Origin of the sequence: Dactylosporangium sp. NPDC006015, assembly GCF_040614215.1 — a bacterium.
GTDB lineage: Bacteria > Actinomycetota > Actinomycetes > Mycobacteriales > Micromonosporaceae > Dactylosporangium > Dactylosporangium maewongense.
Genome location: NZ_JBEXUD010000012.1, coordinates 90234 through 102613, shown reverse-complemented (window position 1 = coordinate 102613; position 12380 = coordinate 90234). Strand labels below are relative to the sequence as shown.

Sequence of the window (12380 nt, the reverse complement as noted above, 5' to 3'; positions counted from 1 at the left end):
AAACGACGGTTGTGCGTCGGATGACCGCACGGGACATAGACCCGGACCTCCAGGTGGGCGTGATTCGGCTCCGTCACTGCTGGAGGCCGACTCACGGACGTTAGGCCCTGCCGGCGGACGAGAGCTGAACGGCGTGTGACAGCCTAAGGCAGGTTCCCTGGATTGACGCCGGTGTCAGCATGAGGCGAGGGTTAACCCCATCGACGCATCGACTCACATCGGGTCGCGGCGTTGGGCGGCGACGGCGGCGATCGTGAAGGCCGCGGCGTAGCCGGCGAGGACCGCGGCGGCCGTCCACTGGTCCAGGCCGGTGGCCGCCGGGAGCCGGCCCAGGGCGCTGCCGGCCCGGAACGGCAGCCAGCGGGCCGCGTCGGTGCCGATCAGCTCGGCCGCGACGCCCTCGATCAGGGCGAGCCAGGCGAGGGCGCCGGCGACCGCGGCGATCTGGTTGCGGACCAGGGCGCCGAGCCCGACGCCGATCGCCGCGAAGGCGGCGTTCCACCCGACGTCGCCGGCGAGGGTCGGCCACACGTCGTCGAGCGTCGACGACGTCCAGGAGCCCCACGCCGCGATCGTGGCGAGGGCCGTCAGGGAGGCGGCCACGCCGAAGCCGGCGCCGAGCAGCGTGTGCACGGCGAGCTTGTCCAGCAGCACCCGCTCGCGGCGCGGCGTGGACAGGTAGGTGTCGGCGACGGTGCGGTGCCGGTACTCGCCGGCGACCGCGATGACGCCGAGGATCAGCGGGAACAGGGCGACGAGCCCGACGTGCGCGGCGGCACCGGCGACGTCGTCGGGGTGGCCGGACAGCCGGCCGCTCGCGCCGAGCACGACGAGGGCCACGGTGGCGGCCAGCAGCAGCCACGGGGTCCGGACGGTGGCGAGTTTGCGCAGTTCAGATCGCATTCGAGGTCACCGCCAGGAAGGTGCGCTCCAGGTCGTCGCCGACGGGGCCGGCGTGGCGCAGGCGGCCGGCGCCGACGATGACGGCGTGGTCGGCGGTCTGCGCGATCTCCGACAGCACGTGGCTGGAGACGATCACCGTCCCGCCGGCGGCCGCCCGCCGCCGCAGCAGGCCGCGCAGCCAGGACATGCCGGCCGGGTCGAGGCCGTTGGCAGGCTCGTCGAGCACGAGCAGCCCGGGGTCGCCGAGCAGGGCGCCGGCGAGGCCGAGCCGCTGGCGCATGCCGAGGGAGTACGTGCGGACCCGCCGGTCGGCGGCGCCGGTCAGGTCGACCTCGTCGAGGACCGCGTCGACGCGGGCCATCGGCAGCCGCGCCGAGCCGGCGAGGATCCGCAGGTGGTCGCGGCCGGTGCGGCCCGGGTGGAAGCCGCCGGACTCGAGGACGGCGCCGACGGTCCGGCGCGGCTCGGCGAGGTCGTGGTAGGCGCGGCCGTCGATGAGGGCGGTGCCGCTGGTCGGCCGGGCCAGGCCCAGCAGCATGCGCAGGGTGGTGGTCTTGCCGGCGCCGTTGGGGCCGAGGAAGCCGGTGACCGAGCCGGCGGGGACGTCGAAGGTGAGGGCGTCGACCGCGCGGACACCCCGGTACCGCTTGGTCAGCTCTCGGACGTGGACTGCTGTCATGCCGCCAACGATCGCCGCCGGGGCCGGAGAAGTCGTCCCGCAGCGGCGGCATCCCGTATACCGCGGCTGCGGGATGTCCACGCGGTAGCACCGGCCTACCGTGTGGGCATGCGCATCGACCCGGCCGTCGACCGTGCCGTCGATCTGGCCATCGGGCTCGTCGTCGGGGTCGTGGTGCTGGCGACCACCCACGGCACGCCGCACGCCGCGCCGCTGGACGTGACGGCGACGCTGGTCGCGGCGGTCGCGTGCCTGGTGCTGGCGCTGCGGCGGCGGTGGCCGCTGCACACGTTCCTGGTCAGCTCGGTCGCCGCGGAGGCGTACCTGGTGTTCAACCACAAGACGGCGAACGGCATGCTGATCCTGGCCGCGCCGCTCATCGCCCTGTACACGGTCGCGGAGTCGGCCAGCCGCCGGCGGGCGCTGACGATCGGGGTCCTGGCGGTGTCCGCGTTCGCCGGCCTGCACATGCTGGCGAAGCCGGCCTCGTGGCTCGGCGCGGAGAACCTCGCGCTCGCCGCGCTCGGCGGGCTGGCCGTGGCCGCCGGCGACGGTGCCCGCAGCCGCCGGGAGTACCTGGCGGAGGTGGAGGCGCGGGCGCTGCGCGCCGAACGCGACCGTGACGCCGACGCCCGCCGCCGCGTCACCGACGAGCGGCTGCGGATCGCCCGCGACCTGCACGACGCCGTCGGGCACCAGCTGGCGCTGATCAACGTGCAGGCGGGCGTGGCCGCGCACCTGCTCGACGCGCAGCCCGGCCGGGCCCGGGAGGCGCTCACCCATGTACGGCACGCGAGCCGGACCGCGCTCGGCGAGCTACGCGACACGATCGGCCTGCTGCGCCAGCCGGGTGACCAGCTCGCGCCGGTCGATCCGGTGCCGGGGCTGACGGGCCTGCCCGACCTGCTCGACACGTTCCGCCGGTCCGGGCTGGCCGTGTCGGCGTCGGGGCTGGGCGACGCGCTCGACCTGCCGGTGCCTGTCGACCTGACCGCGTACCGGGTGGTGCAGGAGGCGCTCACCAACGTCTGCAAGCATGCCGGGGCGGTGGCCGTACACCTCCTGCTGCAACGGACTGGAGATGCCCTCACGATCCGGGTTGAGAACGCACCGGCGGCGCACCCGCGGAAGGCGGCAACGCCCGGTGTCGGGCTGGTCGGGATGCGGGAGCGGGTGTCGGCGCTCGGCGGGTCGCTGGAGGCCGGCACGCGCCCCGCCGGCGGCTACCGGCTGACCGCGGTGCTGCCGCTGGAGGCCCGGTGATCCGGGTGGTGCTGGCCGACGACCAGCCGCTGATCCGCAGCGGGTTCCGGGTGTTCGTCGACTCGGCCGACGACGTGACCGTCGTGGGTGAGGCCGCCACCGGGCGCGAGGCGGTCGAGCTGGCCCGCTCCGCCCGCGCCGACGTGGTGCTCATGGACATCCGCATGCCCGACCTCGACGGCCTGGCCGCGACCCGGCTGATCACCGCCGACCCGGACCTCGCCGGCGTTCGGGTGCTCATCCTCACCACGTTCGAGGTCGACGAGTACGTGTTCCAGGCCCTGCGCGCCGGCGCCGGCGGCTTCCTCGGCAAGAGCGCCGAGCCGGCGGAGCTGCTCGCCGCGATCCGCACCGTGCACCGCGGCGAGCAGCTGCTCTCGCCGGCGGCGACCCGCGCCCTGATCGCCCGCTTCCTGTCCGAGCCCGCCCCCGCCGCCCGCCGCCGTCTCGACGCGGCGCCGCTGGTGGACCTGCTGACCGGCCGCGAGCGGGAGATCGTCGGCCTGGTGGCGACAGGCCTGTCCAACGACGAGATCGCCGCCCATCTGCGGGTCAGCCCGCACACGGTGAAGACCCACATCAACCGCTCGATGACGAAGCTCGGCGCCCACGACCGCGCCCAGCTCGTCGTCGTCGCCTACGAGTGCGGCCTCGTCCCGCGCTGAGCGGACGGCGGCGGGCGCCGGGGTCAGAGCGCGGAGCGGCTCCCGGCGAGGGCCTCGCAGATGGCGGCGACCTCGGTGTACTCGGTGCGGATGCGGTCCAGGGCGGGGCCGGCGTCCGGCAGGCCGCCGCCGCCGCGGGCGCGCTGCTCCAGGTCGGCGAGCAGGTCGGCGAGGGCGGTGCCGCCGATGTTGGCGGCGGAGCCTTTCAGGGCGTGCGCCTGGACGTGGACGGCGGCCGTGTCGCCGGCGTGCATGGCGACGGCGAGGCGGTCGACGGCCGGCGGTGTCCTCGTGGTGAAGGCGGTCAGCAGCCGGGCGAGCATGGCGAGGTCGTCGGGCGACGGGTCGGGCCCCGCGACGTCGTCGAGGCGGGCCCTGATCCCGGCTGCACGATCCACGTCTTCATTTCAGGCCGCCGGGGGCGGGTGGCACCGGCGCCGCAACCGGTCCGCACCCGGATCGCAACCGAGCGCCGCCGGCCGCACCTCCACTGCGCCTCCTCAGCGCCGTGCCGATGCTCGACGACGTCATCGCGATGATCCGGGGGCTGGACGGCACGGCGCCGGTGGGCGCCGTGCCGCCGCTCGTCCTCACCGGCGTGGCGGTGCTGCGCGCCGCGATCGACATGGAGCTGCTGGAGCGGCGCGGACTGACGACCGCGAGCGCCCTGGTCATCCTCGACCGCGACCCGAGGCACAACCCGGCGGTGCTGGCCGCGCTGCGGCAGCTCCTGCAGGTGGTCGAGGCGCAGGAGGTCGTGCAGGCCTGCACCGTCGGCCGGCTCGACGCCGGCATGCGCATCGCCGAGGACGTGCTGACCTCGGGCGGTCTGGTCCTGATCGGCCGCGGCATGTACGTGACCGACGTGCTGCTGGAGCGCCTCGCCAACTTCAAGCACATGGGCCAGCTCGTCGAGCCGATCATGGCTTCGGTGCCGGTGTCGCCCTGATCCCGTCCATCGACGTGCCCCCACGTCCGCCGGCGATGCTGCGATGATGTCGCGGCGGCCGATGGGCGCGGACCGAGGGGGCGGTGTTTGGACACGCAGGTGCTTGTCGAGCCGCACGACCGGCTCCATCTGCACCTGCGGCCAGTGCGGGCCGCTGCGCTGAGCCGTGCCTCGCGTCGAGCTCAGGGTGCCAGCAGCTGCTCTCGCAGGACGGTGGCGAGCTCGTCCATCGGCAGCGTCCCCTTCTCCGCGATGACGGTGAGCGTCTGGTACGCCGGATCCGCCGGCCGGGCGAGCGTGATCACGGCGACCGGCTCCGTGTAGTGGTTGGCGGAGTTGGTGTACTCCGAGTAGTCCTGGGTGAACGCCGTCGCCTCGCCCAGCGGCGTCTGGATGCTGGTCGCGCCGGCGCGGAGGTCGGCGGGGATGTCCGCGGTGCTGCGGTAGACGCCGTGCCGCCCGTTGATGCGCCGGGGGTCGTCCGGCAGCGGGCAGCCGGTCGCGTAGGCCGTGAACCGGACGAGCCGGCCGTCGCCGAGGTGCACCCGCGTGTCGACGCCCGGGCAGCCCTGCGGCCCCGGCGACAGCGGGATGAGCCGCTGGCCCGCGCCGAGTCTGACGCTGAACGGGACGGGCCCGCCGACGGCCGCCGACGACGGCTCGGGGTTCGGGCTTGAGTCCGGGTTCGGGCTCGGCCGGGCCGCTCCGCCGTCGCAGCCCGCGGCGGCGAGGACGGTCACGACGGCGGCTGCGGCGAATCTGCGTCTCATGGCAGCTCTGACCGGCCGCCGGGCGGCGCCGTTCCCCGCTGTCAGGATCGCGACTGCCCTCCAGAGGGCGTAATTAAAAATCTTAAGATCAACTTCTTGAAAGTTAATCCACGGCGCGTGCATACTTCAGGTATGACAGAGCAGGCGATGGACTGGCAGGAACTGACGAACCTGACCCGGGGCCGGCCGTTCGTCGTGGAGCGGGTGCGGCTGGCCGACAGCGACGTCGCGATCGAGGGCCGGTTCGAGCTGCCGCAGCTGGCCCAGCTCAACGTCGAGGACCAGGTCTTCGTCACGGCGTTCGTGCGGTGCCACGGCTCCATCAAGGAGATGGAGCGGATCTTCGGGGTGAGCTACCCGACGATCAAGGCGCGGCTGAACAGGATCACGCAGTCCCTCGACTTCGTCGAGACCGATCCGCGGCCGTCGCGGGCCGACGTCATCGACCGGCTGCGGCGCGGCGAGATCACCGCGCAGCAGGCACTGTCCGAACTGGACGGTCGCACATGATGCCGCAGCTGCTCACGGTGCGGGTCGACCGGCGGCACCGCCGGCCCGTCCGGCTCTGGATCCCGGTGCTGCCCGTGGCGCTGATCCTGGCGCCGCTGCTGGTGCTGGCGTTGCTGGGCGGGATCATCGCCTGCATCGTCTTCCGCATCAGCGTGCCACGGACCCTGGGCACCGGCTGGCGCATCGTCTCCGCGCTGCCGGGCACCCGGGTCGACATCAAGGACGGCCACACGGCCTTCCTTGTCTCCATCCGATAGGAGCGTCAACCATGAACGAGCAACGCAAGGACATCCTCGACATGCTCGCCGCGGGCAAGATCACCGTCGACGAGGCGGAGCAGCTCATCGCCGCGCTGGAGCGCGACCAGCCGCCCGTCGCGACCCTCCCCGAGGCCCGGCCGAAGGGCAAGCCCAAGTACCTGCGGGTGCTGGTCGACACCCTCGAGGGCGGCGAGCCGGGCCGCGTCAACGTCCGCGTGCCGCTGCAGCTGCTGCGCGCCGGCGTGAAGCTGGTGGCGCTCATCCCGCCGCAGGCGCTCCAGCACGCCAACGCCGAGATGCACAAGTCGGGCGTGCCGTTCGACCTGACCCAGCTGAAGCCCGAGCAGCTCGAGGCGCTCATCGAGCACCTCGACGAGATGACCGTCGACGTCGACCAGCCCGACGCCAAGGTCCGCGTCTTCTGCGAGTAACTACGCGGCCCGGGCGAGGAACAGGTCGCTCAGGCGCACCATGTCGATCCCGCCGCCGTTGGCGTCCAGCACCCGCGCGGTCTCCGAAAGGGCCAGCTCACGGTCGGCGACGGGCAGGATCCGGTAGGCGGAGATCGAGGTCAGGTAGGCCAGGTAGCGGCCGGTGTCGTAGCTGACATGGTCCCGGAACCGCACCGACCGCAGGTCAGCGAAGCGCCCGTCGCGCAGGCACTCCTCCAGCGGCCAACCTTCCTCACCGGTCCAGGCCCCCGGCACGTCGCCGTAGAAGGACGCGACCGCGTCGTGCGGTGAGTGCTCCACACCGTGCCGGCGGTCGATCTCGGCCAGCTCCGCCTGCAGCCCGGCGTCCACGACGCCGTGCGGGTTCCAGAACAGCGCGAGGGTGCCGCCCGGCTCCAGGGCGGCGTGCACCAGATCCCACCGGCGGCCCGGGTCCGTCCAGTGCCAGGACGTCGCCGCGTACAGCAGCCCGAAGCGCCGGCCGGCGCGCTGCCAATCCTCGAACGCGCTCACCTCGACCGTCACCGCACCGTGCCCGGCGGTGTTGCGACGGAGCACCTCGGCCATCCGCTCGTCGGGCTCCACGCAGACGACCGGGACACCGCGGGCCGCGAACTGGACCGTCGCCTTGCCGGTGCCGGCCCCGATCTCGGCCGCCGGCCGCGCACCCAGCGCGGCGTAGGCGAGGACCTCGTCGACCATGTCGTCGCAGTAGCCGGGCCGCCCGGCGTCGTACAGCTCCGCGACCTCACCGAACACCCTGCTCCGCATCTCACGCATGATGCCCGTGCCTCACCGCGGAAGGCCCCCTGGGGAGGGGGCCTTCTGGCGGCATGGCGAACCAGCGGCGACTGGCTTCAGCCGACGGCCTGCTTGAGCAGTGCGGCGATGCGGGCCTCGTCGTCGGCGGACAGGGTGGTCAGCGCGTAGTACGTGGGCCACATGGTGCCGTCGTCCAGCTGGGCCTCGTCGCTGAAGCCGAGGACGGCGTAGCGGGTCTTGAACTTGGCGGCGCTCTGGAAGAAGCACAGGACCTTGCCGTCGCGAGCGTAGGCGGGCATCCCGTACCAGAGCTTCGACGTCAGCGTGGGGGCGCTCTCCTTCACGATGGCGTGGAGGCGCTCGGCGAGGGTGCGGTCGGCGTCGGACATCTCGGCGATCTTCGCCAGGACCTCGCTCTCGGTGTCCGCCTTGGCACCGCGCCGCGCGGTCGACTTGAGCTCCTTCGCCCGGTCCTTCATCGCGGTGCGCTCGGCGGTGGTGAAGCCGTCGTACTTCTCGGTGTTCGCCATGGTCGTGCCTCTCTCGTTGAAGTCGGAGTCGGAGTCGAAGTTGGAGTCGGAGTTGGAGTTGGAGCTGACGTCGAAGGTCGTCACCACTGCCCGGCCTGCTGGCGGGTCGGGGCGTTGAGCCGGTTGAAGGCGTTGGTGACGGCGATGTTCAGCAGCAGCGCCGCCAGCTCCTTGTGGTCGAAGTGCTTCGCGGCCAGGTCCCACACGTGGTCCGGGACGGCGTCGGGCCGGTCGGCGAGCCGGGTCACCGACTCGGTGAGGGCGAGCGCCGCCCGCTCCTCGTCGCTGAACCACGGCGTCTCCCGCCACGCGGCGACGGCGTCGACCTGGTTGTCGCCGGCGCCGTGCCGGCGGGCCTGGGCGGCGCCGCCCGCGACGCACGGCCCGCAGCCGTTGATCTGGCTGGCGCGCAGGTGGCTCAGCGCCAGCACCCGTTCGCTCACCCCGGCGCCGGCGATCGCGCCGGTGAGGGCCATGAGGGCCTCCATCGCCCCGGGGATCAGGGCCGCCGGGTTGGGCATGCGCTCCGTCGACATCGCGAACTCCCTTGCTGTGTGCTCTCGCTGACAGGACCCATCTGACCAGCGGCGCACCCCGTCCCTCGACGTCCGTGGGACACCGTGGGACACGCGCGACGGCGCTGAGCTGGGCCGTTGCACCGTTGAGCCGGCCCCGTGGGGCGGGACGGGTACGGTGTTGCACGTGTCGAGCCCGCAGGAACACCTCGTCGCGCAGCTCGCCCGGATCAAGGAGCTCAGCGGGCTCAGCCTGCGCGCCCTCGCGACGAAGGCGAGCCTGAGCAGCTCGTCGCTGTCGCGGTACATGTCGGGCCAGCTGGTGCCGCCGTGGGAGGCCGTCGTCGCGCTCTGCCGGGCGGTGGGCCGCGACCCGCGCCCGCTGCGCGCCGTGTGGGCGGAGGCGGCCAAGGCCGGCGCCGCTCCCCCGCCCCGCCGCAACGACCTGCCCGCCGACCTGTTCGACTTCACCGGCCGGGAGGCGGAGTCGGCGCTGGTCGAGCAGCTGCTGCGCACCGCCGGCGCGGTCGCCGTCGACGGCATGGGCGGGGTCGGCAAGACCAGCCTCGCCGTGCACGTCGCGCACCGGGTCGCCGGCGCGTACCCGGACGGCGGCCTGTACCTGGACCTGCACGGGTTCACGCCGGGCCAGGAGCCGCTCGACCCGCCCGCCGCGCTCGGCCGGCTCCTCGCCGCGCTGGACGTCACGCACCCGCCGGCCGGCCTCACCGAACGGGCCGCGCTGTGGCGCTCGGAGCTGTCCCGCCGGCGGGCGCTCGTCGTGCTCGACAACGCCGTCGACGCCGAGCAGGTGCGGCCGCTGCTGCCCGGGGCCGGGAAGTCCGCGGTCCTCGTCACCAGCCGCAACCGGCTCGTCAGCCTCGACGGCGTGCCGCCGGTGTCGCTCGAACCCCTCGCCGACGGCGACGCCGCGCGGCTGTTCGGCCGCGCGGCCGGGCTCACCGCCACCGAGGAGGACGCCGTCGGCCAGGTCCTCCAGCAGTGCGCCGGGCTGCCGCTCGCGCTGCGGATGGCCGGCGCCCGGCTGCGGCACCGGCCCGGCTGGACGGTCGCGGTGCTCGCCGAGCGGCTGCGCGACGCCACCGGCCGGTTCGACGCGGTCTTCGGCATGTCGCTACAGCAGCTCGACGCTGACCAGCGGCGCGTGTTCCGGCTGCTGGGAGTCCTTCCCGGCGCCGACTTCGACGCCTCGACGGCGGGCGCCCTGGCGGGCCTGCGCTCCGGCGTCGGCGCGGTCCTCGACGAGCTCGTCGACGCGCACCTGCTGCAGGAGGTCGCGCCGGGCAGGTTCCGGATGCACGACCTGATCCGCCAGTACGCCGCGGACCTCGCCGCCGACGAGGAGCCCCAGTCGGACGCCGCGCTGCGCCGCGCCCTGGACCACTACCTGGCGCAGGCCGTCGCCCACGAGCGGACCCTGCCCTCGCCGCACCGCCCGCGGCCGGAGCCGGGCGACCCGGCGCGGGCGATGGCCTGGTTCGAGCTGGAGTACGTGAACCTGGTCGCCTGCGTCGACGCCGCCGTGCGGGTCGGCGCGGACGAGGTCGCCGCCGCGCTGCCGCAGCTGATGCGGGTGTACTTCTTCCGCCACCGCGGCACCGACGACCAGGCCCGGCTGCTGGAGGCGGCGGCCGGTGCGGCGGGCCGGCTCGGCCGGGAGCGGGAGCGGGTGGCGCTGCTGTCGGACCTCGGCTTCACCCGCGCCGCCGCGGGCCGGCTGACCGATGCCATGGCCGCCTACGAGCAGGCCCAGGCCGCCGCCGCGGACGACGACGAGGCCGCCGCCGGCCTGGCGCTGCGCACCGGCATGGCCCACCGTGACCTCGGCGACCTCGAGGCGGCGCGGGCGCAGCTGCGGCGGGCCGGCGAGCTCTTCGAGAAGCTCGGCCGGCCGGCGGGCCAGGCGCAGGCGCTGGCCATCGACGGCTGGGTGACCCTGCGGCTGGGGCGGCCCGCCGAGGCGGTCGAGCTCGCGCGGGCGTCCGTCGCCCTCGCCGCCGGTCCGGGCCGGATCACGGGGCTCGTGACGCTCGGCCTCGCCACCGGCGAGCCGGAGGAGGCGCTGCGCACCCTCCAGGACGCGCTGCGGCTCGCGGAGGAGCACAACCTGGCGCACAACCAGGCCCTGTGCCACAACGCCCTCGGCGTCGCGCTGCGCGCGCAGGGCTCGCTCGACGAGGCCCTGGAGCACCACCGGCTCGCCCTGGAGCTGCTCGAACCGCTCGCCGAGGTGCAGCTGGAGCTCGACTGCCGGCACGCCTACGCCGAGACGTGCCGGGCCGCCGGACTGCGCGACGAGGCCGCCGCGCAGCTCGAACGAATCATCGCCGTCGCGCGGGACCTGGCCCGGCCGCACGACGAGCAGCTCGCGCGTGCGGCGCTGGGCCGGTAGTCACCGCTGGAAGTACTCGCCGTTCCAGGTGTACCGCACCTCCTGGCCCGACGCCGTGGCCAGCGTCAGGACGCCGTTCGCGAGCGACCAGTTCGACACGGTCGTGCCCGCGGGCGGCCGGACGGCGTCGACGGCGCGGAACGACCCGTCGGCCTGCCGTTCGAGCACCGCCACGAACGCCGCGCCGCCGCAGGAGATCGCGACCAGCAACCGCCGGTGCCCGTCGCCGTCGAGGTCCACCAGGTGCGGCAGCTGGTCCGGCATGACCGGCTGGGTCAGGTCCCAGGTCACGCCGTCCACGATGACCTGCTGCCGGTCACCGAACCGCAGCGACACCGCGGGACAACCGGTGAGCCCGGCCACCGGCGCCAGGTCGACCGCCGAGACCAGCCCCGGCAGGCCCGAGTCCTCCTCGTCGAACGCCTGCCCGGTCCACCGGTAGGCGCGGGCGGCCCCGGGCAGGTACCCCCAGTTGATGTGCCACGGCTTCACGTCCATGACGAGCCGGCCGCCGTCGACCCACCAGTCGGTGTAGATGCCGCCGCGCGGTCCGGCCCACCCGGCCGCCCGCAGCGTCGCGCCGTCGCGCCGCACGACCAGCAGCTGCCCCTGACCGTCGCCGGAGTCCTCCGCCGTCGGCCAGCAGGTGGCGCGCAGGACCGCCTCGGGCTGCCCGTCGGCCGCCAGTTGCCCGTACACCACCTGCTGCGGATCGATCGAGATCCTCGGCCATGACGTGGGGCCCACGATCGCATCCGCCGCGCCCTTGAACTCCTGCCTGCGGAGGGTGACCGTCCCGGACGGGCAGCCATCCTGCGCGGGAAGCGTGATCGTGGCGGACGCCCAGTCGACACCGGCCCACGCCGCGGGCGCCTGCGGGATCTGCCTGGCAGGGACCGGCTTGCTCGGTCTCGTCGCGGCGGGTGATGTACGGGCCGGCGCGGGGCTGGACGATCCACCCGGCACGGGTGCCGTCTTGGACGGCCCGCCCCGCCAGATCAGCCCGCCGCCGACGAGGACGGCCAGCACCACGACGGCGGCGACGACCGCGGTGGCGGTCCGGCGGGCGCGTTGCCGGCGCTCGGCCTTCCTTCGCAGCTGGGCGCCCGCGGGTGGGGCGACGGCGGCGCCGACGTCCGCGCGCAGCCGCGACAGCGCCTGGGTCAGCTCTTCAGTCACGGTGGGTCACCTCCTCGATGGTGTGTGCCAGCTCGGCGGCGAGCGCCGCGCGCCCGCGGTGCAGCCACGACTTGACGGTGCCGACGGCGGCGTCCATCTCCCGCGCCACCTCGGCGACCGGCAGATCGATCAGGTGGTGCAGCACGACCGCCCGCCGCTGCTCCTTGGGCAGCCGGCGCAGGGCCGCGACGAGCGCCACATGGTCGGGGCTCAGCGCGGGGACGTCGGTCGTGCGTTCCCGGCCGAGATACGCGCGGGCGACCCGGCCGCGCCGCCACCGGGACGTGGCGAGGTTGGCCGCGACCCGGCGGATCCAGGCGAGCGGGTCGTCGTACCGTGAGACGTCGCCCCAGCGTTGCCAGGCGCGGCAGAACGCTTCCTGGGCGAGGTCCTGCGCCTCGGCGAGGTCGCCGGCGAGCGCGTAGACCATGGCGACGACGTCGCCGTAGCGTGCGTCGTAGAGCGCGTCGAAGTCGGCCGCGGCTGGCGGCGGCCGGTCGGTGGCGCGGCGGTCGGACTCGGGCATGTCA

16 protein-coding genes are annotated in these 12380 nt (G+C 74.4%); 7 read left to right on the top strand and 9 right to left on the bottom strand.

What is annotated here, in order from left to right; all coding sequences use genetic code 11:
* Positions 1–213: 213 nt before the first annotated feature.
* The gene (locus tag ABZ321_RS22945; protein WP_344499856.1) at positions 214–903 is read right to left on the bottom strand and encodes a hypothetical protein; all 690 of its coding nucleotides are present in this window, start codon (positions 901–903) and stop codon (positions 214–216) included.
* Positions 893–1582, bottom strand: a complete 690-nt coding sequence (locus ABZ321_RS22940; protein ID WP_344499855.1) for an ATP-binding cassette domain-containing protein — start codon at positions 1580–1582, stop codon at positions 893–895. The genes ABZ321_RS22945 and ABZ321_RS22940 overlap by 11 nt, the downstream gene beginning before the upstream one ends.
* A 108-nt stretch (positions 1583–1690) precedes the next feature.
* Here ABZ321_RS22940 and ABZ321_RS22935 point away from each other — a divergent pair, with 108 nt between their 5' ends.
* Both ABZ321_RS22935 and ABZ321_RS22930 read left to right on the top strand, forming a co-directional pair.
* The gene (locus ABZ321_RS22935) at positions 1691–2845 is read left to right on the top strand and encodes a histidine kinase (protein ID WP_354894321.1); all 1155 of its coding nucleotides are present in this window, start codon (positions 1691–1693) and stop codon (positions 2843–2845) included.
* Entirely contained in the window at positions 2842–3510 is a 669-nt protein-coding gene (locus tag ABZ321_RS22930) for a response regulator transcription factor (RefSeq protein ID WP_354894319.1), read from the top strand. The genes ABZ321_RS22935 and ABZ321_RS22930 overlap by 4 nt, the downstream gene beginning before the upstream one ends.
* A 23-nt stretch (positions 3511–3533) precedes the next feature.
* Here the strand turns inward: ABZ321_RS22930 and ABZ321_RS22925 are convergent, their stop codons facing one another.
* Positions 3534–3908: an Hpt domain-containing protein gene (locus ABZ321_RS22925; protein WP_354894316.1), complete on the bottom strand. Its 375-nt coding sequence runs from the start codon at positions 3906–3908 to the stop codon at positions 3534–3536.
* Between the two features lie 110 nt (positions 3909–4018).
* Between ABZ321_RS22925 and ABZ321_RS22920 the strand changes: the two genes are divergently transcribed.
* Positions 4019–4459 (top strand): hypothetical protein, encoded by a 441-nt coding sequence (locus ABZ321_RS22920; protein ID WP_354894313.1) that lies wholly within the window; start codon positions 4019–4021, stop codon positions 4457–4459.
* 182 nt (positions 4460–4641) lie between these two features.
* Here the strand turns inward: ABZ321_RS22920 and ABZ321_RS22915 are convergent, their stop codons facing one another.
* Positions 4642–5229, bottom strand: a complete 588-nt coding sequence (locus ABZ321_RS22915; RefSeq protein ID WP_354894310.1) for a hypothetical protein — start codon at positions 5227–5229, stop codon at positions 4642–4644.
* A gap of 132 nt (positions 5230–5361) precedes the next feature.
* Between ABZ321_RS22915 and ABZ321_RS22910 the strand changes: the two genes are divergently transcribed.
* From ABZ321_RS22910 to ABZ321_RS22900, 3 genes are read left to right on the top strand one after another with little or no spacing between them, the layout of a single operon-like run.
* Positions 5362–5739, top strand: coding sequence for a DUF2089 domain-containing protein (locus ABZ321_RS22910; protein ID WP_344499845.1), 378 nt, complete (start codon positions 5362–5364; stop codon positions 5737–5739).
* Complete coding sequence (locus tag ABZ321_RS22905; RefSeq protein ID WP_344499844.1) at positions 5739–5996, top strand: hypothetical protein; 258 nt, start codon at positions 5739–5741, stop codon at positions 5994–5996. Before ABZ321_RS22910 ends, ABZ321_RS22905 begins: the two co-directional genes overlap by 1 nt.
* An 11-nt stretch (positions 5997–6007) precedes the next feature.
* Positions 6008–6430, top strand: a complete 423-nt coding sequence (locus ABZ321_RS22900; RefSeq protein WP_344499842.1) for a hypothetical protein — start codon at positions 6008–6010, stop codon at positions 6428–6430.
* Here the strand turns inward: ABZ321_RS22900 and ABZ321_RS22895 are convergent, their stop codons facing one another.
* The 3 genes from ABZ321_RS22895 to ABZ321_RS22885 form a co-directional block, all read right to left on the bottom strand.
* Positions 6431–7222 (bottom strand): class I SAM-dependent methyltransferase, encoded by a 792-nt coding sequence (locus tag ABZ321_RS22895; protein ID WP_344499840.1) that lies wholly within the window; start codon positions 7220–7222, stop codon positions 6431–6433.
* Between the two features lie 86 nt (positions 7223–7308).
* Positions 7309–7743: a DUF1801 domain-containing protein gene (locus ABZ321_RS22890; RefSeq protein ID WP_354894667.1), complete on the bottom strand. Its 435-nt coding sequence runs from the start codon at positions 7741–7743 to the stop codon at positions 7309–7311.
* Between the two features lie 80 nt (positions 7744–7823).
* Positions 7824–8279 (bottom strand): carboxymuconolactone decarboxylase family protein, encoded by a 456-nt coding sequence (locus tag ABZ321_RS22885; protein ID WP_344499838.1) that lies wholly within the window; start codon positions 8277–8279, stop codon positions 7824–7826.
* Positions 8280–8445: 166 nt separating this feature from the next.
* Between ABZ321_RS22885 and ABZ321_RS22880 the strand changes: the two genes are divergently transcribed.
* Positions 8446–10671: a tetratricopeptide repeat protein gene (locus tag ABZ321_RS22880; RefSeq protein WP_354894307.1), complete on the top strand. Its 2226-nt coding sequence runs from the start codon at positions 8446–8448 to the stop codon at positions 10669–10671.
* Here the strand turns inward: ABZ321_RS22880 and ABZ321_RS22875 are convergent, their stop codons facing one another.
* The gene (locus ABZ321_RS22875; protein ID WP_354894304.1) at positions 10672–11850 is read right to left on the bottom strand and encodes a hypothetical protein; all 1179 of its coding nucleotides are present in this window, start codon (positions 11848–11850) and stop codon (positions 10672–10674) included.
* Positions 11843–12376 carry a SigE family RNA polymerase sigma factor gene (locus tag ABZ321_RS22870; RefSeq protein ID WP_344499832.1) on the bottom strand — a complete coding sequence of 178 codons (534 nt, stop codon included), beginning with the start codon at positions 12374–12376 and terminating at the stop codon, positions 11843–11845. Before ABZ321_RS22870 ends, ABZ321_RS22875 begins: the two co-directional genes overlap by 8 nt.
* Between the last annotated feature and the right edge of the window lie 4 nt (positions 12377–12380).

Coding starts and splice junctions, on each gene's coding strand:
- ABZ321_RS22945 (WP_344499856.1), bottom strand. CDS start 903: ATGCGATCTGAACTGCGCAAACTCGCCACCGTCCGGACCCCGTGGCTG.
- ABZ321_RS22940 (WP_344499855.1), bottom strand. CDS start 1,582: ATGACAGCAGTCCACGTCCGAGAGCTGACCAAGCGGTACCGGGGTGTC.
- ABZ321_RS22935 (WP_354894321.1), top strand. CDS start 1,691: ATGCGCATCGACCCGGCCGTCGACCGTGCCGTCGATCTGGCCATCGGG.
- ABZ321_RS22915 (WP_354894310.1), bottom strand. CDS start 5,229: ATGAGACGCAGATTCGCCGCAGCCGCCGTCGTGACCGTCCTCGCCGCC.
- ABZ321_RS22910 (WP_344499845.1), top strand. CDS start 5,362: ATGACAGAGCAGGCGATGGACTGGCAGGAACTGACGAACCTGACCCGG.
- ABZ321_RS22905 (WP_344499844.1), top strand. CDS start 5,739: ATGCCGCAGCTGCTCACGGTGCGGGTCGACCGGCGGCACCGCCGGCCC.
- ABZ321_RS22900 (WP_344499842.1), top strand. CDS start 6,008: ATGAACGAGCAACGCAAGGACATCCTCGACATGCTCGCCGCGGGCAAG.
- ABZ321_RS22895 (WP_344499840.1), bottom strand. CDS start 7,222: ATGCGGAGCAGGGTGTTCGGTGAGGTCGCGGAGCTGTACGACGCCGGG.
- ABZ321_RS22890 (WP_354894667.1), bottom strand. CDS start 7,743: ATGGCGAACACCGAGAAGTACGACGGCTTCACCACCGCCGAGCGCACC.
- ABZ321_RS22885 (WP_344499838.1), bottom strand. CDS start 8,279: ATGTCGACGGAGCGCATGCCCAACCCGGCGGCCCTGATCCCCGGGGCG.
- ABZ321_RS22870 (WP_344499832.1), bottom strand. CDS start 12,376: ATGCCCGAGTCCGACCGCCGCGCCACCGACCGGCCGCCGCCAGCCGCG.